Origin of the sequence: uncultured Tissierella sp., from assembly GCF_902479755.1 — a bacterium.
In the GTDB taxonomy this organism is placed as follows: domain Bacteria; phylum Bacillota; class Clostridia; order Tissierellales; family Tissierellaceae; genus Tissierella; species Tissierella carlieri.
In genome coordinates this window covers 38,865-61,664 of sequence record NZ_CABSQO010000022.1, presented here as the reverse complement: position 1 = coordinate 61,664, position 22,800 = coordinate 38,865, and the positions used below count along the sequence as shown (strand labels likewise).

21 protein-coding genes are annotated in these 22,800 nt (G+C 31.9%); 18 read left to right on the top strand and 3 right to left on the bottom strand.

From position 1 onward, the window contains the following. The 8 genes from RDK80_RS12475 to RDK80_RS12440 all read left to right on the top strand — a co-directional run bounded on the left by RDK80_RS12475 (window position 1) and on the right by RDK80_RS12440 (window position 8,693). Window positions 1–687 (top strand): Crp/Fnr family transcriptional regulator, encoded by a 687-nt coding sequence (locus tag RDK80_RS12475; protein ID WP_201259913.1) that lies wholly within the window; start codon window positions 1–3, stop codon window positions 685–687. 63 nt (window positions 688–750) lie between these two features. Beyond that, window positions 751–1,812, top strand: coding sequence for a BMP family ABC transporter substrate-binding protein (locus tag RDK80_RS12470; RefSeq protein WP_308524436.1), 1,062 nt, complete (start codon window positions 751–753; stop codon window positions 1,810–1,812). A 73-nt stretch (window positions 1,813–1,885) separates the two neighbouring features. Next, a complete protein-coding gene (locus RDK80_RS12465; protein ID WP_216560836.1) occupies window positions 1,886–3,427 on the top strand; it encodes an ABC transporter ATP-binding protein in 1,542 nt (513 codons plus the stop codon). 1 nt (window position 3,428) lies between these two features. Further along, window positions 3,429–4,511 (top strand): ABC transporter permease, encoded by a 1,083-nt coding sequence (locus RDK80_RS12460; RefSeq protein WP_216560834.1) that lies wholly within the window; start codon window positions 3,429–3,431, stop codon window positions 4,509–4,511. Beyond that, a complete protein-coding gene (locus RDK80_RS12455; RefSeq protein ID WP_246565874.1) occupies window positions 4,504–5,439 on the top strand; it encodes an ABC transporter permease in 936 nt (311 codons plus the stop codon). The genes RDK80_RS12460 and RDK80_RS12455 overlap by 8 nt, the downstream gene beginning before the upstream one ends. Then, window positions 5,429–6,772, top strand: a complete 1,344-nt coding sequence (locus tag RDK80_RS12450) for an NAD(P)/FAD-dependent oxidoreductase (protein ID WP_308524435.1) — start codon at window positions 5,429–5,431, stop codon at window positions 6,770–6,772. Before RDK80_RS12455 ends, RDK80_RS12450 begins: the two co-directional genes overlap by 11 nt. Continuing rightward, a complete protein-coding gene (locus tag RDK80_RS12445) occupies window positions 6,769–7,506 on the top strand; it encodes a nucleoside phosphorylase (RefSeq protein ID WP_308524434.1) in 738 nt (245 codons plus the stop codon). The genes RDK80_RS12450 and RDK80_RS12445 overlap by 4 nt, the downstream gene beginning before the upstream one ends. Window positions 7,507–7,691: 185 nt before the next feature. Further along, a complete protein-coding gene (locus tag RDK80_RS12440) occupies window positions 7,692–8,693 on the top strand; it encodes a questin oxidase family protein (protein ID WP_308524433.1) in 1,002 nt (333 codons plus the stop codon). 66 nt (window positions 8,694–8,759) lie between these two features. On the opposite strand, the gene tyrS is transcribed toward RDK80_RS12440, so the two are convergent. Then, window positions 8,760–9,983 carry a tyrosine--tRNA ligase gene (gene tyrS / locus RDK80_RS12435; protein ID WP_308524432.1) on the bottom strand — a complete coding sequence of 408 codons (1,224 nt, stop codon included), beginning with the start codon at window positions 9,981–9,983 and terminating at the stop codon, window positions 8,760–8,762. Between the two features lie 726 nt (window positions 9,984–10,709). After that, entirely contained in the window at window positions 10,710–11,087 is a 378-nt protein-coding gene (locus RDK80_RS12430) for a class II SORL domain-containing protein (RefSeq protein WP_216560823.1), read from the bottom strand. A gap of 141 nt (window positions 11,088–11,228) precedes the next feature. On the opposite strand from RDK80_RS12430, the gene RDK80_RS12425 reads away from it, so the two are divergent. From RDK80_RS12425 to RDK80_RS12400, 6 genes are all read left to right on the top strand, one after another. Beyond that, window positions 11,229–12,407, top strand: coding sequence for a class I SAM-dependent RNA methyltransferase (locus RDK80_RS12425; protein WP_308524431.1), 1,179 nt, complete (start codon window positions 11,229–11,231; stop codon window positions 12,405–12,407). Window positions 12,408–12,543: 136 nt separating this feature from the next. Next, window positions 12,544–13,068, top strand: a complete 525-nt coding sequence (locus RDK80_RS12420; RefSeq protein WP_308524430.1) for a cob(I)yrinic acid a,c-diamide adenosyltransferase — start codon at window positions 12,544–12,546, stop codon at window positions 13,066–13,068. Between the two features lie 113 nt (window positions 13,069–13,181). Further along, window positions 13,182–14,306, top strand: a complete 1,125-nt coding sequence (locus RDK80_RS12415) for a SpoIIE family protein phosphatase (protein WP_094902517.1) — start codon at window positions 13,182–13,184, stop codon at window positions 14,304–14,306. A 106-nt stretch (window positions 14,307–14,412) separates the two neighbouring features. Continuing rightward, complete coding sequence (locus RDK80_RS12410) at window positions 14,413–15,192, top strand: short-chain-enoyl-CoA hydratase (protein ID WP_308524429.1); 780 nt, start codon at window positions 14,413–14,415, stop codon at window positions 15,190–15,192. A 14-nt stretch (window positions 15,193–15,206) separates the two neighbouring features. Then, complete coding sequence (locus tag RDK80_RS12405) at window positions 15,207–16,055, top strand: 3-hydroxybutyryl-CoA dehydrogenase (protein WP_216560815.1); 849 nt, start codon at window positions 15,207–15,209, stop codon at window positions 16,053–16,055. A gap of 244 nt (window positions 16,056–16,299) precedes the next feature. Continuing rightward, on the top strand, window positions 16,300–17,298 hold the full coding sequence (locus tag RDK80_RS12400) for an LCP family protein (RefSeq protein WP_308524428.1): 999 nt from the start codon (window positions 16,300–16,302) through the stop codon (window positions 17,296–17,298). Window positions 17,299–17,382: 84 nt separating this feature from the next. Here the strand turns inward: RDK80_RS12400 and murC are convergent, their stop codons facing one another. Beyond that, a complete protein-coding gene (gene murC, locus RDK80_RS12395) occupies window positions 17,383–18,792 on the bottom strand; it encodes a UDP-N-acetylmuramate--L-alanine ligase (protein WP_256312753.1) in 1,410 nt (469 codons plus the stop codon). A gap of 388 nt (window positions 18,793–19,180) precedes the next feature. Here murC and spoVG point away from each other — a divergent pair, with 388 nt between their 5' ends. The 4 genes from spoVG to pth all read left to right on the top strand — a co-directional run bounded on the left by spoVG (window position 19,181) and on the right by pth (window position 22,780). Continuing rightward, window positions 19,181–19,444 (top strand): septation regulator SpoVG, encoded by a 264-nt coding sequence (gene spoVG / locus RDK80_RS12390; protein ID WP_094902529.1) that lies wholly within the window; start codon window positions 19,181–19,183, stop codon window positions 19,442–19,444. A gap of 378 nt (window positions 19,445–19,822) precedes the next feature. Continuing rightward, window positions 19,823–21,202 (top strand): bifunctional UDP-N-acetylglucosamine diphosphorylase/glucosamine-1-phosphate N-acetyltransferase GlmU, encoded by a 1,380-nt coding sequence (gene glmU / locus RDK80_RS12385; RefSeq protein ID WP_308524427.1) that lies wholly within the window; start codon window positions 19,823–19,825, stop codon window positions 21,200–21,202. Window positions 21,203–21,230: 28 nt separating this feature from the next. Further along, window positions 21,231–22,178 carry a ribose-phosphate pyrophosphokinase gene (locus RDK80_RS12380; RefSeq protein ID WP_094902531.1) on the top strand — a complete coding sequence of 316 codons (948 nt, stop codon included), beginning with the start codon at window positions 21,231–21,233 and terminating at the stop codon, window positions 22,176–22,178. 20 nt (window positions 22,179–22,198) lie between these two features. After that, window positions 22,199–22,780, top strand: a complete 582-nt coding sequence (gene pth, locus RDK80_RS12375; protein WP_256312755.1) for an aminoacyl-tRNA hydrolase — start codon at window positions 22,199–22,201, stop codon at window positions 22,778–22,780. Window positions 22,781–22,800 lie beyond the last annotated feature (20 nt).

Here is a 22,800-nt window from a genome sequence, read left to right as displayed (position 1 = left end):
TTGCATATAATTGAAATTATTGAGTCTAATAGGGCTATAAAAAAGATGTTAAGAGATTGTCCATATGAAATCTTAAGTAGATGGGAATTCAAGGAATATTCTAAGGGACAGATAATCTGTTATCAGGATATGCAATATGAATACTTTTATATTATAGTTAAAGGTTATGCTAATATATCTCTAACTGCAGAAAATGGTAAGAAGTATTCTCAAGCTATTTATAAAAAAGGAGATTATTTTGGAGAGTTAGAAATTTTTGATAATAAACCTTATATTTGTTCTATTGAGGCTTTAACTGATATCCAAGTAATTTGTATAAGCAGAGAACATTTTTTAAAATGGATTGATAAAGATAGACATTTTTCTCTGCATATAACTAGAACATTATGTGACAGCTTTTATAAGCTATCAAGATTAGCAGGAGAAAATACGTTGTACTCCTTAAAATATAGAATATGTAATTACCTGCTATATAGATTAGATTCAGGAGTTAAATCTAGTGTTGGGATAGAAATTGAAGTAGATAAAGAGCAGCTAAGTGAACGGTTTGCGGTTACATCTAGGAGTATAAATAGGGTACTTCAACAGCTAAAAGAAAGTAAGATTATAGATGTATCAAGTAATTCTATTAATATTATTGATATAGAAGGGTTAAAGAAAGAAGAAATTTTAAGTAGAAAAGAATAACTATGTTAGTAAAATCGAAGGAAGTCGATTTTATATAATAAAATTAATGAGGGGGAGTTTTCCTTGAAAAAGAAATTTATAATTCTACTAGCAGTAATGCTAATGGTATCTGGAGCATTAGTTGGATGCAAAAAAACTGATGATTCAGGTGCAAAGGATGTACCAGCTGCTAATGATACGCCAGCTGTTGATGATGTAACAAAAGAGGGATTAGTATTAGCAGGTGGTTTAGGTGACCGTTCATTCTATGATTCATCCCATGAAGGTGTAGAACAAGCTAAAAAAGATTTAGGCATTGAATACAAAGTATATGAATGTAGAAATGATGCATCATTATTAAATGATCAATTAGTACAAGCTTCACAATATGCTTCAATCGTAGCAGTAGTGGGACATGAATTCTATGATGCTGTACAAGAAATTGCAGAGGAGTTTCCAGAGGTTTCTTATATATATGTAGATAATGAAATTGAAGGAATTGACAATCTAATCACTGTATCTTATGCAGAAAATGAAGGATCATTTTTAGCAGGTGCTTTAGCAGCTATGCTTACAACAGAAACTTCTATAGAAGGTATAGATGAGAATAAACTAGTAGGTATGGTTGGAGGAAGGGATATTCCTGTAATCAGAAATTTCCAAGCTGGCTATGAAGCTGGTGCAAAGTATATTGATCCAGAGGTAGAAGTTAAGACTTTATTTGCTGAAGACTTTGAAGACCCAGCAAAAGGTAAAGAAAATGCAACAACTCTTTATTCAATGGGAGCAGATATCGTATTTCAAGTAGCAGGAAAAACTGGTGAAGGTGTGTTTGAAGCTGCTAAAGAAATGGGAAAATATGCCATAGGAGTAGATACTGATCAACGTCATATAAATCCTGATGTTATAGTTGCTTCTATGGTTAAAAAAGTAGGAAAATCAATTTATGAAACCATAGAAAATATACAAAATGATAAAATAGAAAAAGGTAAAGTAGTTTATTATGGTTTATCCCAAGATGGTGTAGAAATGGGATATGGTACAGACGATATGGCTCAATTTGCAACAGAGGATATGAAGGCAAAGCTTGAAGATATTAAAGCTAAAATCATCAGTGGAGAAATTAAAGTACCGACAGGTAAATAATGTAAAATGGAGAAGTGGCTATCTACTTCTCCATTTTACAATAGTTATATAAGATAGAGAGGTGACAATTTAAGTGGATGAAAAACTTTTAGAGTTAAGAAATGTATCGAAGCAATTTCCAGGAGTATTAGCCAATGATAATATAAATCTTAACATAAGAAAAGGAGAAATTCATGCTATTATTGGAGAAAATGGTGCTGGAAAATCCACATTGATGAACATATTATATGGACTTCATCAACCAACTACAGGAGAAATTTATTTCAATGGTAATGCTGTAAAGTTAACTAGTCCTTTAGATGCAATAGGACTAGGAATTGGTATGGTACATCAGCATTTTATGCTGGTACCCTCATTCACTGTGGCAGAAAATATAGTATTAGGTATAGAACCTAGAAAGAGTAAAGTGTTTGTAAATAAGGAAAAAGCAATCGAAGTTACAAGAGAATTATCTAAGACTTATGGTCTAATGGTTGACCCCATGCTTAAGGTAGAGTCCTTATCTGTTGGAATTCAGCAGAGGGTTGAGATATTGAAAGCACTTTATAAGGGAGCAGATATATTAATTTTAGATGAACCTACAGCAGTTTTAACCCCACAAGAAACAGAGGAATTATTTAAGGTTATAAGAAAATTAGTGGATGAATTAGGTAAGACAATAATAATAATTACTCATAAGCTTCAAGAGGTGTTATCCATATCTAATAGAGTAAGTGTTATGCGACAAGGAAAGATGATAGGCACTGTAGATACTAAAGATGCCAATGAACAAATATTAGCAGAGATGATGGTAGGTAGAGAGATATTATTTGATAAATTAGATAAAAAACATACTGAAAAGAAAGAAGTATTGCTAGCAGAGGGATTAAGAGCTAGAGACAACAGAGGTCTTTTAGCTGTAAAAGATATTAATCTTAGCTTGAAATCTGGTGAAATACTTGGAATAGCAGGAATAGAAGGAAATGGTCAATCTGAACTAGTGGAAGTACTGACTGGACTTAGAGAGAAAGATTGTGGACAAATTTTTATCAACGGAATAGAGTATTCAGATAAATCTCCTAGAGATATAAGAAATCTAGGAATTGCTCATGTACCTGAAGATAGATTGGCTATGGGAATGTCTAAGGACGCAACTATTTCAGAAAACATACTTATGGGGAATCAGTATAAAGAACCTTATGCAGTCAAAGGATTGCATTTAAATAAATCAAAGATTAGAGGAAAAAGTAAAGAATTAATAAAGAAATTTGATATAAGAACTCCTTCAGAGGAAGTTTATGCAGGGAATTTATCTGGGGGAAATATGCAAAAAATGATTATTGCTAGAGAATTCTCTTTTAATACTCCTGTATTAATTATATCCCAACCTACAAGAGGAGTAGATATTGGAGCAATTGAATTTATTCATAGCCAGATAATTGAAAAGAGGAATGAAGGTTGTGCTATTTTATTGATTTCAGCAGAGTTAGATGAAATATTTAGATTGTCAGATAGGATTATGACCATTTATGAGGGAAGTATTACTGGTGAATTCAATGAGGGAGAGGTATCAAAGCAAGAAATAGGCCTTTATATGACGGGAAAAAATATGAGTAGCTGGAGAGAAGGTGTATAGGATGAAAAAGATATTTGGAAAAGAAAATTTAGAATATATAACTTCACTTTTTATATCTATATTTGCTTCATTATTAATAGGTGCTTTAATTATGATAGCAAATGGAAGAAGTCCCTTAGTGGGTTATAGTGCTTTATTACAAGGAGCATTTGGTTCAAAGTATAATATAGCCACAACCTTTGCTAAAACCGTTCCATTAATATTGACTGGATTGGCAACTGCCATATCTTTTAGGTCGGGCATATCAAACATTGGTGGGGAGGGGCAACTTTATTTAGGTGCATTTGCTGCTGCTTATGTAGGTATAACCTTTACCAATTTACCAGGGCCTATTGGCATAATCTTAGCAGTTCTTGCAGGAGCTGTTGTAGGAGGAATTTATGCATTTTTTCCTGCTCTATTAAAGGTAAAGTATAAGGTGGACGAGGTTATTACCACAATAATGTTAAATACAGTGGCTACATTATTTACTGCATATTTGGTTAATTATCCATTTGCTGCATCCCAAGGTAAAATGGGAGGGACAGAAATCATAGCAGAGCAATTTCAACTATCTCGATTAGTGAAGCTATCTAAATTAAATACTAGTATATTTTATATGGGTATCATCGCCATAGTTATCTATTATTTAATGGAGAAAACTTCCTTTGGATATGATTCCAAAATGGTTGGACAAAACAGCTTATTTGGAAGATATGGAGGAATAAAGGATAAGAAACAAATGGTAATAGCCATGGTAATATCAGGAGGGCTATGTGGTATTGCTGGAGTATTTGAGGTTGTTGGAGTTCACTATAGATTTTTACAGCATATATCTCCAGGATATGCATTTGATGGTATGTTAATAGCTCTAATAGTAAGAAACAATCCTATAGGAGTAATATTAATGTCCATATTCTTTGGCGGTTTAAAAACAGGTTCCATTTCTATGGAGAATGCTACAGGAATACCATCAGAATTAGTTCTAGTGATTCAATCTATAATAATTCTATTTATTGCTGGGGAATCAGGATTCAAAAATATCTATAAAAATTGGAGATTGAAGAAAGTTGCTCAAAGGAAGGTAGGTGAAGAAAATGTTTAAGGAACTTTTCAATCTAGCATTAGTGCAACATACCATAAGAACTGCTACACCACTTATTCTAGCTGCATTAGGAGGATTACTTACTCAACAAGCAGGAATACTTAATATAGGTATGGAGGGGATGATTCTCCTAGGAGCATTTTTTGGTGTAGTAGGAAGTTACTTCTTTGGTAGTGCCTTTGCTGGAGTAGCTTTAGCAGCATTTATAGGTCTATTGATAGGATTGATATTTGCATTATTTGTTATAGATCTAAAATCAGATGAATTTGTAATAGGTATAGCTATCAATATTTTCGCAGGAGGACTAACAGTATTTTTATTAAGAAGCATATTTGGAGTTAAAGGAGCTTTTTCTTCACCAGATATAATACCTTTACCAAGATTGAGCTTTCCATTTATAGCAAATATTCCCTTATTAAATACTATATTTAACAATCATACTATATTTATTTATATTAGCTGGATTTTTGTAATACTGACTTATATATATCTATATAAGACTCCACAAGGTATCTGGTTACGTGCGTCTGGAGAATATCCAAAAGCACTGGAGACAGCTGGAATTAGTCCAAGAAAAATGAAATATATTAGCTCAATGGCTTGTGGAATATTATGTGGCTTAGCTGGTGCTCACCTTTCTTTAGGATATTTAACCCTATTTACAGAAAATATGAGTGCGAATAGAGGGTTTATCGCCTTAGCGGCAATAATATTTGGTAAGGCTAATCCAATAGGCACTTTTTTTGCAGCTTTATTATTTGGTTTTTTTGATGCTTTAGGTACTAGATTACAAGTAATAGGAATTCCTTCTCAATTTACTCAAATGATTCCTTATTTAGCAACTATATTTGCATTAGTTATTGTAACTAGGAGACAAGTAGCGAAAATGAAGAAAAATAGTGAAGGGGTAAAGAGCATTGAAAGTTAAAAGATATGATGTAGTCGTTATAGGTGGAGGAATAGGAGGATATTATAGTGCTAGAGCTTTAAAGAGAGAAGGAAAGGCTGTAGCTATAATAGAAAAAAATTCATTTGGAGGTACTGCTCTTAGATGGGGAGCATTACCTGTAAAAAAGGTATTGGATTCATTTAAAGGTATAAAAAAACATGATCATACTGAAATAAAGAAAACTAGGGAATATCTTATAAGAAAATGGGACGAAGATTTAAGGAGATTAGAGAGTAAAATAAAAGATAATCTATTGGAAGATAAGATCGACATATACTTTGGAGATGGTGAATTTTTAGACTCAGAAACCTTTAAATTGAGAGAGGATGTAATAGAGACTGAATATTTTATCATTGCTACAGGAAGTGAACCTGCTAGTATAAAAGATATTGTAATTGACGGGACAAATATAATAACTCACAGAGAGGCTATAGATTTAAAAAATATGCCTAAGAGTATAACTATTTTAGGTGGAAATGTGGAAGGCATAGAATTTGCAGCTTTATATGCTGAAATGGGAGTAGAGGTTACCATCATAGAAAAAGAAAACAATATTCTATTTGAGAACGATGTAGATTTGGTGTATCCCATAGAAGAACATCTTAAGTCAAGAGGTGTAAGGATACTAAAAGGGATAGGTGCTAAAAATGCAGAAGTAGGTCGGACAGGTGTAAAAGTATTACTTGATGATGGAAGAATGATTTCAAGTGAAAAGGCATTGGTCACATTTATGAGAAAACCAAATTTTCCGAGAGGGATTGAGAATACCAATATTAAGATCAGTGAAAATAAAATTATAGTGAATGAGAATTTATTAACTGATGAAAAAAATATTTTTGCTATAGGTGATATTAATGGGATTTTAGGAATGGCTCATGTGGCTGTTCAACAGGGTTTGAAAGTAGCAGATTATATTTTAAAAAATATCTCAGTAAATATATCATATGAAATTTTGCCTAGGGCAGTATTCACATTACCAGAAATGGCTGGAGTAGGCAGGCAGGAGTGGGAGTTAAAAAGAGATAATATTCCATATAAATTAGGAACTTACTCATTTAAAGATAGCTGGAGAGGTTGGGCAAGAAGCATAGAAGAAGGCTTTGTGAAAATCATACTAGATGAAAATAATAAAATTTTAGGCATATGGATGGTAGGCGAAAATGTATCTGAATACATTGGATTAATGGGATATTTGATAAAAGAAGAAAAAACAGCAGAGGAAATATTATCTAATTTAGTCATTCATCCTAGTTTGACAGAATCCATATTAGAAGCTTTGATCGAATCAAAAGATAAGAAGGTGATAAAATGAAGCAACCTCATATATTATGTGAAGATAAGGATATATCAGAATATGTAATACTGCCAGGAGATCCAGCGAGGGTGATGAAGGTTGGGGAATTTTTAGACTCATATGAGGAAATAGCCTATAATAGAGAATTTAGAACTATAAGGGGATATTATAAAGGTGTACCTATAACCGTTACTTCTACTGGAATAGGTGGGCCATCTGCTGCAATCGCTATAGAGGAGTTAATATCTTGCGGGGCAAAATATCTTATTAGAATTGGTTCAGCAGGAGCAGTTCAATCAAATATCAAACTAGGAGATTTGGTTATTTGCTCTGCGGCAGTAAGAGAAGATGGAACTACGAATATGTATATTTCACCAAACTATCCAGCAGTGTCAGATATTAAACTTACAAATTTAATTATAAATACATGTGAAGAATTAAAATATAATTATCATTATGGATTAGTTAGATCCCATGATTCCTTCTATATTGATGAAGAAGATGAAATAATGGAAAAGTGGAGTAGCAGAAATATATTGGCATCAGATATGGAAACAGCATCTTTATTTGTAGTAGGGCAACTTAGAGGTGTAAAAACTGCTAGTATATTAAATAATGTAGTGGAATATAAATCAGATATAAAAGAAGGCATTGTAGATTATGCTATGGAAGGTGTAGGACCAGTAGAAGGAGAAAAAAGAGAGATTATTTTAGCATTAGAATCCCTTGTAAAAATCCACAATCAAAAATAAGAATTATGAAAAATTGATATTAAAAAATCTTCTTATGAAACATAAGAAGATTTTTTAATTCATATATTTGAGAAATATAAATCTTACTAGTAGAGTAAAATGGGATTGTCAAAAAAGTAATTAGCTTATAATGCTAAAAACAGGGTATCACTATATTACTGTAATATATAAAAGGGGGACTTTGTATGAGTATTGGGAAGCTAATCAATGAATATGGAAAAGAATTTTCTCCATATATGAGAGGGTTGGTAAATCATTTACCTATGGCACAGCTAGCTCTATATCAAATGACTAAAGACTTGGAGAAGGTAAAATCCTATACTGAATCATATGTGAAAATAGTTAATATTGATCTAATCAAAACAGAATATCCACAGTGTAATTCCTTTGAAGAATGTCTTGGGAAAAGAGAACTATATGAATCCTGCTTAGAACTTGTAAAGAAAGAAATACAGAAAAAGAACATAAATGAGGTTATAAGATATGTACTTAATACCTATTCTTTAGGTATGTCATCTGGTCTTTTTCACGCATTAATTAGAGTAGCTTATGCAGTAGAAGGGTTAAAGATTGAAGAAGATTTAGTTGATGAGGTTGCCAGATCTCTAGCTTATTATATTACTACTTACAGAGAGGCAGATTTATTTAGAAGGAAAATCAGTGGTTTAAAAATTATAGAAGAAATGGATGGCATAATGAATAATTCACATATAAGAGAGTTACTAGAATCTAAAAACACAATGGGGCAAAAGATAAGGGCACTCTACGATGATGAAGAGTATCTTAAATTAGGCTTCGTTATTGATGGGAAGGAAGAGGAAAAAGTAAAAACTTTGCTTCATATACTATTACCATCCTTCATTAAATCCGGAAGCATAGTTATATTACATTGTATAACAGGTTTACATGCTCTAATAGTACTTAAAGAATACTATGATGATTTTGAGAATGTCTTAGATATTCTAACTACTTGTATCATTACTCATTTGCTAACACAAGACGATTTGTCGTTCATTAGCAAAAAAGATAGGATTATAGATTTTTCATGGAATAATATAATTAGTATGGGGAGAGAATCAACAGATGTTCATACTCTAAAACTAACCTATAGTTGTAGTCAGCTTTCTAAGCTATATGATATGATTGAATTGAAAAAAGCAGCGAAAAAAAGAATTCTAATGACTTAATAAATAAGTAACAAAAACGGTGTCAGGCACCGTTTTTGTTACTTATTCTTTATAAAATGTCGATATTTATATTCTTACTTGATGGTATACTTTCTTACCTTTTCTAATCATTATTTTTCCATCTTTGAAATCATCTAAGGTAACTTGCTTGTCTATGGAGTCTACTTTTACATCATCAATGGTGATACCACCTTGCTCTACAAGCCTTCTTCCTTCACCATTGGATTTAGTAAGTTCTAGTTCCTTCAATAGATCAAGTATTCCAATGCCTTTTTCAAATATAGCCTTATCCATTTCTGTAAATGGAATGGATCCTTCTTCCATTCCTCCTGCAAATAATGCTCGAGCTGCTTGTTGAGCTTTACTAGCTTCTTCTTCTCCATGAATCATTTTAGTTACTTCAAATGCTAATACTTCCTTAGCTTTATTGATTTCTGATCCTTCTAAAGCTCCCAGCCTTCTTACTTCATCCATTGGTAAGAAAGTAAGAAGTGCCAAGAATTTTTCTACATCTCTATCATCTACATTTCTCATGTATTGATATAACTCATATGGTGGTGTTTTTTCTGGATCAAGCCAGATAGTACCAGCTTCAGTTTTACCCATTTTTATTCCAGCTGCTGTAGTTAACAACTTAAATGTCATGGAATATACTTTATCTTGCTCTAATTTCCTAACTAATTCATATCCTCCAAGCATATTAGACCATTGGTCACTTCCGCCTAATTGCAGCTTACATTTGTGGTTTCTGTATAGATGTAAAAAGTCATAGGATTGCATAAGCATATATCCAAATTCAAAGAAAGTTAGACCCTGCTCCATTCTATTTTTATAACAATCAAATGTAAGCATTCTATTAACTGAGAAGTGAACACCTATTTCTCTCATAAAATTAACAAAGTTTAGATCTAATAACCAATCTGCATTGTTTACTATTATAGCCTTTCCTTCACTAAAATTAAGGAAATGACCTAATTGTTCTCTAAATCTGCTTGCATTGTAGTCAATGATTTCCTTAGTCATTACCTTTCTCATATCAGCCTTACCTGAAGGGTCACCTATCATAGTTGTTCCTCCACCAAGTAGCGCTATAGGTTTATGGCCATGTTTCTGCATATGCATCATAACCATGATTTGTAGGAAATGTCCTAAGGTTAAGCTATCGGCAGTAGCATCGAACCCAATATAGAATGGAACGGATTCTTTGCCTAGTAGTTCTCTTAAATCTTCTTCATAAGTAGCTTGATCTATATATCCTCTTTCTTTTAGGACATCAAATACATTTTGCATAAATATCCCTCCTAAATTATTAATGTCATATCATGCAGTTTCGCAACTCAAATTCATTTACTCGCTACCTCTATCTACCCCGTAGGGTATAATTCAGTGGTGTCCGATAGGACCTACGCTCATATGAATTTGGTTCTCGTTGCGTTTGACCTACTAAAGCTCACTGTCATTCGTTGTGTTAGGTCATCTTCCGCAGTCTCACTGCACAAATTCATTTGCTCATTATCATTCGCATGAATTTGGCGTTCGTTGCGTTTGACCTACTAAAGCTCACTGTCGTTCGCTAAGTTAGGTCATTTGCCGCAGTCTCGAAACTCAAATTCATTTACTCGCTACGCTCATATGAATTTGGTTCTCGTTGAGTTTGACCTACATCAACTCACTATCGTTCGTTGTGTTAGGTCATAAAAAAAGGGCTTCATCTCATCTAAAGGACGAGAGGAAACCCGTGGTACCACCTTAATTCGCATAAAGCCTCAACCACGTAACGTGTGGGAAACGCAATAAAATATTGAAACTCCAGAACTGTAATTCACTAACTTAAGGATATAGACTTCTCACCAATAGTCTATTCTCTGTGGATTTACCTTTAATTAGCTACTAGAATCTTTCATAGTTTATTATATAATTTTACTATATATTAATATAATATAAGAATAATGTCAAGAGGTGAAAAGAGTCCAGAAAGATTCTGGACTTAAATGTTAGCTAATCATTTAGATGATTTTATTCTTCCACTTTAAGTTCTACGCTATTTTCCCATAATCCATGAATATTACAATAGGATGACGCATATAATGTACCTGATTTTTCAGCTTTAAATCTAAGGGACACATTTGGCTCAGTAAGTAATCCACTTTCTCCGTGAGAAGTAAAATTACAAGAACCAATTTCAATTGGGAATTTATGTCCTTCTGGTTGGAAATATACCTTTATCCAAGATATGTAATGCTCGAATGTATTTGGATGTGCTATTTCTTCTCCAACAAGAACTTTAACATCTACTAAGTCACCTTTTTTAACTGTTTCAGATACATGAATTACAGGTACGTGTTTTTCACCTTTCCAATCCCCACTTTGATATAAGCTACTTAAATTTTTCATATATAAATCCCTCCATATTAATTATTGTTTTACATTCAATAGTTGTTATACCCAAATATTGAAAAAAATAATCAATATTATTAACTAAATAATTGTGATATAGAGTATAATAGAGTTAGATATTCTTTAAGGAGAGATGATATGGGAAACATTGAATTGATAGCCACTGCAACTTTTGGTTTGGAGGCTGTAGTTAAGAGAGAACTAATGAACTTAGGATATAATGATTTAAAAGTGGAGAACGGTAAGGTCACATTTACAGGGACAGAAAAGGATATACCAAAGACTAATTTATGGCTTAGGACAGCAGATAGAGTTCTTTTAAAAATGGGTGAATTTAAAGCTCTAACTTTTGAAGAGTTATTCCAGCAAACAAAAAAACTTCCATGGGAAGAGTGGATAACAGAAGATGGAAATTTTGTTGTGGAAGGCAAAAGTATAGACTCGAAATTATTTAGTATATCTGATTGCCAGAGAATAGTGGAGAAAGCAGTAGTAGAAAAGCTCAAAACTAAATATAATGTAGAGTGGTTTGAGAAGACTGGACCAAAGTATACTATAGAGGTTTCTCTATTAAAAGATATAGCGACTTTGACGATAGATACTTCAGGAGAAGGACTTCATAAGAGAGGATATAGGGATAGACAAGGTGATGCACCTATAAAAGAAACTTTGGCTGCTGCTATGATATTGCTTAGCTATTGGAATAAAGATAGAGTATTATTTGACCCATTTTGTGGATCAGGTACTATTCCAATAGAAGCAGCTATGATAGGTAGAAATATGGCTCCTGGTCTTGATAGGAGTTTTGCAGCAGAAGAATGGCCTAGGGTTAATAGTGAATATTGGCGTGATGCCAAAAAAGAAGCTTTTCAAGCTATAGACAATAAAACTAAATTACACATATTAGGATGCGATATAGATAGGAAATCAATTCTTCGTGCAAGAGATAATGCTGCTAATTTTGGATTAGAAGATGACATTGCATTTTTCATAAAGGATTTCAGAGATGCAGAATTAAAAAATGAATATGGTGTGGTTATTACTAATCCACCTTATGGTGAACGTATAAGTGAAAAGAGAGAGGTTGAAAGACTTCATAAAGATTTGGGTATTAAATTTAAAGAACTAGATACTTGGTCAGTTTATGTAATTACATCTAACGAAAATTTTGAAAAAGACTATGGAAAAACAGCGGATAGAAAAAGAAAACTATATAATGGAAGGATTAAAGTGGATTATTATCAATATTTTGGACCAAAACCCACGATAATTAACGAAGAACAATTAGTAAAGAACAATGAAAAGATAAAGGATTAAAGAACAAAAATTAATATATTATTTTAACAACTTTATATGTTTTAGTGTTTTTCAATCGTTAATTGTAAATTGTGCATTGTTGAAACATTGTAACTGTTAATTGTTAGTTGAACATTAAACAAATGGAGGGATAAAAATGACAATTTATACTAAAACAGGGGATAAGGGAACGACTAGCCTCTTTGATAACAAGAGGGTTTCAAAGGATGATATAAGAGTGGAGAGCTATGGAACAGTTGATGAACTAGGATCATTTATGGGATTAGCCAAGAACTACGTTGATGATGAGGAAATGTATGAAAAAATTCAAAACATACAAAATAAATTATTTACAGTAGCTACAAATTTAGCTACAGAGGATAGCGCAAAGGTTAAATATCATATAGTAGAGAAAGATATAGATGATTTAGAGAAGATAATAGATCTTTATATGGGCAGACTCAATAATCCTACGGGATTTATCATACCAGGCTCTGGTAAGAAATCAGCACATCTTCATGTGGCTAGGACTATATGTAGAAGAGCAGAAAGAAGAATTATTACCTTGTCGAAAATTGCAGAAATAGATCCACTAGTTATGAAATACGTAAATAGGCTGTCAGATGCGCTATATGCAATGGCAAGGTATTCTGAAGAGAAAGAAGTAACTGTTAGGTACTAAAGTATTAAATTGCAAAAATATGTAGAATTAATTTATTAAATGGTATAAAATAAATACAAGAATTAATTTACAAAATATTTAACATCATTAAATATTCTATATGGGTGATAAGCATGCTAAGAAAAGAAGATTTGAATTATGTAGAAAAGAAAATAGAAGAATACGGTATGCTAAACTACCACGTACTTGAGGGGATGGCAGATTGGGTTCGTGTTGTGGATAAAGAGGGGACTATTATATATGCAAATAAGACGATGAAAGAAGCTTTAGGACATAATATTGTAGGTATGAAATGCTATAAATCCCATGGTAAGGAAATGCCATGTAGCTTCTGTATTACAGATAGGAGTATAAATACTGGTGAAATTGTACAGAAAGAGGAGAAAATAAACGGAAGATATTTTTCTGTGAAATCTTCTCCTGTTACTAATTCAGATGGTAAAGTCTTTGCAGCTGTAGAAGTTTTTAGAGATGTAACTAGAGAAAGAAAATTGGAGTTAGAATTAATTGAAAAAAATAAGAAAATGAGTAAGGATCTTGGATTTGCTAAGAGGATTCAAGAGAGAATCCTACCTAATAAAGAAATATTAGGAAACATAAGTATCGATTATATTTATAGACCTTCTGAAATGTTAAGCGGCGATATGTTTGATGTTTTTTATATTGATGATGAAAATATAGGAATATATATATCAGATGTTTCAGGTCATGGTGTGGCAGCAGCTATGATGACTATGTTTATTAGGCAGACCATGAGATCTATAAAAGATGATATATCGGGGCCATCGGCTGCATTATCAGAATTATATCGAAGATTTAGTACATTAAATTTGGATGTAGATAAGTATTTTACAATATTTTATGGTGTTTTTAATAAATCAACTTATGAATTTAAATATTCTAATGCTGGACACAATGCAATACCTATTAAGTATAATAAAGATAATATGGAGATGCTAGAAATAAAGGGATATCCTATGACTTTGCTATTTGATGAAATATTCTATGAGGAAAAGGTTATTAAACTAAGTAAAGGTGATAAGATATTATTTTACACAGATGGAATTACAGAAGCCAAGGATAAATCAGGAGAAGAGTTTGGCATAGAAAGTGTAATGCAAATTATAAACAATCACGAAGAAAATATTTTAAACGAGATAAATAACAATATTGTAACCCATAGCTGGGGTGAGCAGCATGATGATTTCGCTTTAGTATTAATGGAAGTTATTAAATAAAATGGACTGAATTCTTCAGTCTATTTTTATGGTATAATATATCTGAAATAGGAATTGATTCCCAATAAAGAGTTTGATATAATATTAACAAAAGGGGGCTGATGTTTTGAGCTGGAGCAATTTGTTATTTAAGAAAGAGAGAAATATTGGAATTTTATCTATCAACAGACCAGATGCATTGAATGCGCTAAATTCAATAGTATTAGATGAATTAAATGAAGCTATAGATGTAATTAATAATGACGAAGATGTCCATGTAATTATATTAACTGGAGAAGGAAGAGCTTTTGTAGCTGGAGCAGATATAGGAGAAATGAAGAATATGAATCCTATAGAAGCTAGGGCTTTTGCTGAAAAGGGATTATCATTATTTAGAAAGATAGAGCTTTTAGAAAAGCCAGTTATAGCTGCTATAAATGGTTTTGCTTTAGGTGGTGGATGTGAACTTTCTATGAGTTGTGATATTAGGATAGCATCAGAAAAGGCTAAGTTTGGACAACCAGAAGTTGGTCTTGGTATAACTCCAGGATTTGCAGGTACTCAAAGGCTATCTAGGCTTGTGGGAATAGGTAGAGCAAAGGAACTTATTTTTACTTGTGATATAATTAGTGCGGAAGAAGCATATAGAATTGGTTTAGTTAATAAAGTTGTACCAGGCCAAGAACTAATGACTTCTGCTATTGAAATGGCAAATAAAATATTGTCAAAGAGCCAGCTAGCTATAAGATATGCGAATGCTGCTATAAATAGAGGTATAGAAACGGATTTAGATACTGGAATGGCTATTGAAAAAGATCTATTCGGTTTATGTTTTGCAACGGAAGATCAAAAAGAAGGGATGGGGGCGTTTTTAGAAAAACGTACACCTAACTATAAATTAAAATAATTTGGAGGTGCATCATGAAAAAAATAGGTATATTAGGTAGAGGAACTATGGCTTGTGGCATAGTACAGATTTTTGCACAGAAGGATTATGATGTAATTATGTGGGTTAGATCTATTGACGAGGCTAATCCGAGGGGAAGCATTAAATCTATAGAAAAAGGTTTAAGTAGACTTGTTGAGAAAGAAAAGATTACGAAAGAACTTATGGATAATACATTAAATAATATTTCCATAACTACATCCTATGAAGATTTAAAGGACTGTGATTTAGTTATTGAAGCTATAGCTGAAGACATGGATTTAAAGAGAGAAATATTTGGTAAATTAGATAAATTATGCAAAGAAGATTCAATTCTTGCTACAAATACCTCTTCATTATCTATTACTGAAATTGCTAATTCAACTAATAGACCAGATAAGGTTATTGGAATGCACTTCTTTAATCCAGTACCAATGATGAAATTAGTAGAAGTTATAAAGGGGATTGCTACTTCAGAAGAAACTAAAAATACAATAGTAGAATTATCACAAGGGTTAGGAAAAACTCCAGTAGAAGTAGAAGAAGCTCCAGGATTTGTAGTAAATAGAATACTTATACCAATGATAAATGAAGCAGTGGGAATTCTTGCAGATGGAGTAGCTAGTGCATCAGATATAGATGAAGCTATGAAATTAGGTGCAAATCATCCAATGGGACCTTTAGCATTAGGAGATTTAGTAGGTCTTGATGTTTGCTTAGCTATTATGGATGTTTTATATGAAGAATTTGGTGATTCAAAATATAGAGCTCATCCTCTACTAAGAAAGATGGTTAGAGGTGGTTTATTAGGTAGAAAGACTAAAAAAGGATTCTTTGAATATTAAAATTAATTATAGTGAAGACCCTTCAATATTATACAGAAGGGTCTTTTTATGACTCATAGGAAAGTTTAATTTCATTAGTAGGTAAAATTTGGCTTAGATGGGTTTCAAAAAAGACTTCCTTAATTTATTTATGATTTGATGGAAGCCTTTTTTATATGAATTTGAAATTTTAAATTAGCAATTAAAAATTATCTTTTTGGTTACAATATATTAGAAAGATTTTACTCAAGAAGGGTGGTTTCCTATGAGAACTTTTTCTAAGGTTTTTATTGTATCGTTCATTTGTTTTTTGATTGCAATATTTATTGGCTCTTATTCTTATGTAAAAGAAAAGGATATAAAGCTTGAAAGTGAGCAAAGTTATCCAATAGCAGAGAAAATGGATATAGGTAAGACAATTGCTAAAAAGCTGGAAATAGCACCAAAGGAACCAGAGGTATATTCTAACTTGAAGGAAGCTATAGAAAAGAGTAATAGAGTGAATTTTATAGTACTAGGCATGGAGGATGTAAGGACGGATACAATTATATTTGCCTCCCTTTGCCCTGATACAAAAAAGGTTAGTTTAGTGAATGTACCAAGGGACACCTATATCCATAGAAAAGGATATAATACAGCAGAACAAAGAAAAATCAACAGTATATATGGAGACCATGGAGTAGAAGGAGTTAAAAAAACTATATCTCATATATTAGAGGATATACCAATTCATCATTATGTTATGCTAGACTATAAGGGTGTAGAAAAAATTGTAGATGGATTGGGAGGAATCGAAGTAGATGTACCATTTCCTATGAAATATAGGGATCCTACAGCCAAACCTCCATTGCATATAGATATTTCACCAGGGAAGCAGACATTAGATGGAAAAAAATCGATAGAATTTCTAAGGTATAGAAAAGGAAATAATAATAAGGGAGGATATATTGATGGTGATTTAGGTAGAATAAAGGCACAGCAAGGATTTATACAATCTTTTATAGGAAAAGCATCAGATAATATTTTAACAGTCATTACAAAGGGATTTAGCCATGTTAAAACAGATCTTAACTTAATGGATACACTTTCTTATGGCAGGAAAACAATCGGAATGACCAATGAAGATTTTGAAACACTTACATTGCCAGGTAAAGCAGAATTTAGAAAAATACAGAAAAAAGTATTATCTTATTTTATTTATGATAAAAAGGAAACCACAAAATTACTTGAAAAAATATATAATGTAAAAAGCCCCAACCCTTAAATTTATAGGGAGGGGGCTTTTTATATATTTCATTAATATTTCAAATCTAAAAATCAACAATCACAATCCAAAATTTCTGCTAGGCTATACTGCTGCTTTTTCTTTATCCTTATCTTGTGCTATTATTGAATCACCTATAAGATAAACATTTCCAGCTCCCATAGTGAGAATAATATCATTTTCCTTAACATGACTTAATAGATAAGCTTCCACTTCATCAAAAGTTCCTAGATAAACAGCATCTGAGCCTTTGTCAGATATGGCATTTGCTAAATCCCTTGAGTGGATTGATCCATCATCTTTCTCCCTTGCAGCATAAATATCTGTGATTATGACTTTATCAGCATCAATGAAGGCCTCCGCAAAGCTATTTAATAAAATTTTTGTTCTAGTATAGGTATGTGGTTGAAATACACAGTAAATATTACCAACAGCAGAGTTTTTCAATGCATTTAAAGTAACTCTAATCTCAGTAGGATGATGTGCATAATCATCAATAATTTTAATACCATTATAATATCCTTTTAATTCCTGTCTTCTATGAACTCCTGTATAGATGGAAATATTTTTCTGAATATCCTCCATTGGAATACCATAAATATGAGCAGCAGCAATGCTTGCTAAAGAGTTATATATATTATGTTTCCCAATGACACTTAACTTAATAGGATATAATCCTTCATCCTTAACTTTTAGGGTATAAGAAGGAAAACCTTCCTCAGAAAAACTAATATTCTCCGCAGTATAATCTGCATCTTTATCTATTCCAAAGGTAATTACTTTAGCCTTTGTATTATCCATTATTTTTTTGTAGCTTGCATCATCTATGTTAATTAATAAATAGCTATCTTCATTGAGATTCTTACCATATTCAACGAAGGTACTTAAAACATGATCCATATTTTTAAAGAAGTCTAAATGGTCAGCATCAACATTTAATATAATAGCCATTGTAGGAAAATACTTTAATATATTTCCTCTATATTCACAGGCTTCAGTAAGAATGTATTCTTTAGATCCTAATTTTACATTGCCTCCTATTTCATCTAATTGTCCACCCAAAAGAATGGTAGGGTTTAGTGTCGAACGATTCAATATAGTAGATAACATACTAGTAGTAGTAGTTTTCCCATGAGTGCCAGATACTGCAATTGAGTTTTTATAGTTTTTCATTAAGGCACCTAAGAAGGTGGCCCTATCTATTACAGGTACTCCAAGAGAATGTGCTTTCACAAGTTCTTCATTATCTTTTGATATAGCATCTGTGTATATTATTAGATCGGCACCATTTACATTACTTTCCTTATGATTTATGTAAATATTGGCTCCTAAATTTTTTAATCTTTCAATTATTAAACTATCCTTTGCGTCAGAACCAGTCACAATATATCCTTCAGACAATAAAATTTCAGCTAAACCACTCATAGATATGCCGCCAATTCCAATAAAGTGAACCCTAGGATATTTATTATCAGTTATGCAAAATTCAAACATAAGCTTTCCTCCTAAATAAAAAAATTACTTTCTATATTTATTATTGCCATCTTATATATTAATATTATTTTATTCTAATAGTATTAAATTGTCACTGATAGATTATATCATAATAAAAAAAAAATTAAAGATAAATCTTGAGATTATGTAAAGTTTATAACATATTAGTATAAAAAAGTAAAAAAAGTTCCTATTTAAACATTATAGGTAGTTTTTTGGAATTAATTGACTCCAAGTTCTTTTGTAAAGTGAAAAATAAATTAGGATTTTCCCATAAATTATAAAAAAATAAAAAAAATTTTTAAAAAAGAAGGATTTTTAAAACTTTTATAGAATATAGAGAATATTCAATAGTTTTTGTGACTTAAATAAAGGGGGCTAAAACGTAATGAAGATTACAGATGTGAGATTAAGAAAAATATCAGAAGAGGGGAAAATGAAAGCAATAGTATCCGTTACTTTTGATGAGGAATTTGTAGTTCATGATATCAAAATAATCGAAGGTCAAAATGGATTATTTGTTGCTATGCCAAGTAGAAAAATGGCGGATGGTGAGTTCAGAGATATAGCTCACCCTATTAATGCTGAAACTAGGCAAAAAATTCAGGAAGCAATTTTTAGAGAATATGAAAAGAGTTTAGCTACAGAATAAAAAAGAGCCGCAGGGCTCTTTTTTATAACGAATAGGAAAGATTTACTTTTATTTTTAGTATTAAGAATTTTACTTAAATGATTTTTGAGCAGATTTCTAAAATCTTTGATTTCGTACAAGTTGTTTATGCAGTGACTCAAAAAGACTTCCTTATAATATTTCGTATAGAAGCCTTTTTTATAACTATATGAAAGCTCTCTTTAATGTTTGAAATAAATAGATTTTATAAAAACTTACTCGGCTTATTGATGGTTCAATTAGGAAACTTTTATATATATGTCAAGGAAATTATATAAATTTTATAGATTTTAGTGTAGACTTATATAAGAAATGGGTTAAAATATTACTTGATAGATAATTTAAATCGAGGTGTAAAAAATGAATATTTCTATTATATTAGCAGCGGGTGAAGGCACAAGAATGAAATCAAAGCTTTCTAAGGTATTACATAAGGTTTGTGGAAAACCTATATTAGAATATGTAATAAAGGCTAGTAGAGGTGCAGGTACAGAAAAAAATGTAGTTGTTGTAGGTCATGGTGGTGATATGGTTAAAGAATATTTTAAGGATGATCCTATAGTATTTAAGGACCAGCCTATTGGTGAAGATGTTCCCTATGGCACTGGTTTTGCTTTAATGCAAGCAGTAGATCATATAGAAGATAATAGTACTGTAATCATTCTTTATGGGGACACACCACTTATTACGGAGTTGACTATAAATAAGTTAATTAACTATCACAAAGAAAATGAGTTTCAGGCAACAGTACTTACTGCTATTTTAGATAATCCTACAGGATATGGTAGAATCATTAGGGAAGATACTGGAGATATACTTAAAATCGTAGAAGAAAAAGATGCCTTAGATGAAGAAAAGAAAGTAAAAGAAATCAACTCTGGTATATATTGCTTCAATGGTAAACTGTTAAAGGATGCTTTAAGTAAAATTGATAACAATAATGCTCAGAATGAATACTATGCCACAGATGTTATAGGTATATTAAAGAAAGAAGGATATAGAGTTGGAGCTTATGTTATTGAAGATTCCATTGAAATACATGGTGTCAATTCAAGAGTTCAATTGGCATTTACTGAAGAGGTAATGAGAAAAAGGATAAATGAATATCATATGGTAAATGGTGTCACTATAATAAATCCGGAGAACACATACATTGAAGATGGAGTTCAAATTGGAAGAGATACAGTTATTTATCCCGGAGTAAGTTTAGAAGGAAATACTGAAATAGGTGAAGATTGCATTATTAGGAACAATTCTAGGATTATAAATAGTATAATCCATAATGAAGTTAGTATTGAATCTTCAACTATAGAGGATAGTATTGTCGGAGAAAATACACATATAGGGCCTCATGCTCATCTTAGACCCAATAGCAATATTGGTAAGAATGTAAAAATTGGTAATTTCGTTGAAGTTAAAAATTCAACTCTCAAGGATAATACAAAAGCCAGTCATTTATCTTATATAGGAGATGCAGATGTTGGTTATAATGTAAATATCGGATGTGGTGTTGTATTTGTAAATTATAATGGCAGGGAAAAGTTTAGGACAATAGTAGGAGATAATGCTTTTATAGGCAGTAATGCTAATTTAGTTGCTCCAGTTAATGTAGAACCATGGGGATTTGTAGCAGCAGGCTCTACTATAACTAAAGAAGTGCCAGAAGGAGCTTTGTCTATTGCTAGAGCAGAGCAAAAAAATATAGATGGCTGGATAGAAAAAAAAGGATATAAAAAATAATAAATAAACTTAGGAGGAATATATAAAAATGAATTTATGTATGGGCGGAATGAAAGTTTTTTCAGGTAATGCAAACAGAGAGCTAGCAGAAAAAATCTGTAAAGAACTGGGCATACCACTTGGGACATGTGATGTTAGTCAATTTAGTGATGGAGAAATAAATGTAAACATCAGTGAGACTGTTAGAGGGATAGATGTTTTTATAGTACAGCCAACTTGTACTCCTGTGAATGATAACTTAATGGAGACTTTAATACTTATAGATGCGGTAAAAAGAGCATCTGCAGGCAGAGTAAATGCTGTAATTCCGTATTATGGATATGCTAGGCAAGATAGAAAGACTAAGGCCAGAGAACCAATAACAGCAAAGTTAGTAGCAAATTTATTTACTACGGCTGGTGCAGACAGAGTAATAAGCATGGATTTACATGCTGCACAGATTCAAGGATATTTTGATATTCCAGTTGATCACCTCTCAGGCGTATCAATACTAGCAGAATATTTTAAGGATATTGTGGATGAAGAAACAGTTGTAGTTTCTCCTGACTTAGGTGGTGTAACTAGAGCTAGGGCTTTTGCTAATTTATTAGATCTCCCAATAGCTATAATAGAAAAAAGAAGACCTAAAGCAAATGTTTCAGAAGTTATGAATGTTATAGGGGATATCAATGGTAAGAATGTCATATTAATTGATGATATTATTGATACGGCAGGAACTATAGCTAAGGCAGCCAGTGTACTTAAAAACTTTGGAGCAAAGAAGGTTTATGGTTGTGCTACTCATGGGGTGTTATCAGGTCCAGCTATAGAAAGAATAAGAGATTCTGAATTAGAGAAATTTATTATTACAGATACAATACCTATTCCAGGAGAAAAGAGGATTGAAAAAATCGAAGTGGTATCTGTTGCACCACTATTTGCTGAAGCTATAAGAAGGATTCATGATAATGAATCTGTAAGCAAATTATTTGAATAGAATAAACAGGAGATGATTTTTTGTTTGTTGTAGTAGGTTTAGGAAATCCTGGAAAGGAATATACTAATACGAGACATAATATAGGGTTTGATACAATAGATTTATTAGCAGAGAGGAATAATATTAAAATTAATAAAATAAAATTTAAATCAGTTTATGGAGAAGGAATAATTGGTAGTGAAAAGGTTCTTCTTGTAAAGCCACAAACTTATATGAATAATAGTGGAATTACTGTTAGAGATATATATAATTTTTATAAAGTTCCTATTGATAATATTATAGTTATAGTTGATGATATTGATATTGATTTTGCTGCAGTAAGAATAAAGAGAAGGGGAAGTGCTGGATCTCATAATGGATTAAAATCTATAATATATCTACTTCAAAGAGATGATTTTCCTAGGGTCAAAATAGGCATTGGAAAGAAACATGAAAATCAAGATTTAGCAAATTTCGTTTTAAGTAGATTTCCAAAAGAAGAGAGGGAAATTATTGAAATATCTATTTTAACTGGAGCCGAATCAGTAGAAGCAATTATAAAACATGGTATAGAGCAAGCAATGAATGAATTCAATACTAAAGGAAATAGAGCCCAGGATTAGACCTGGGCTATGGTCTTTTC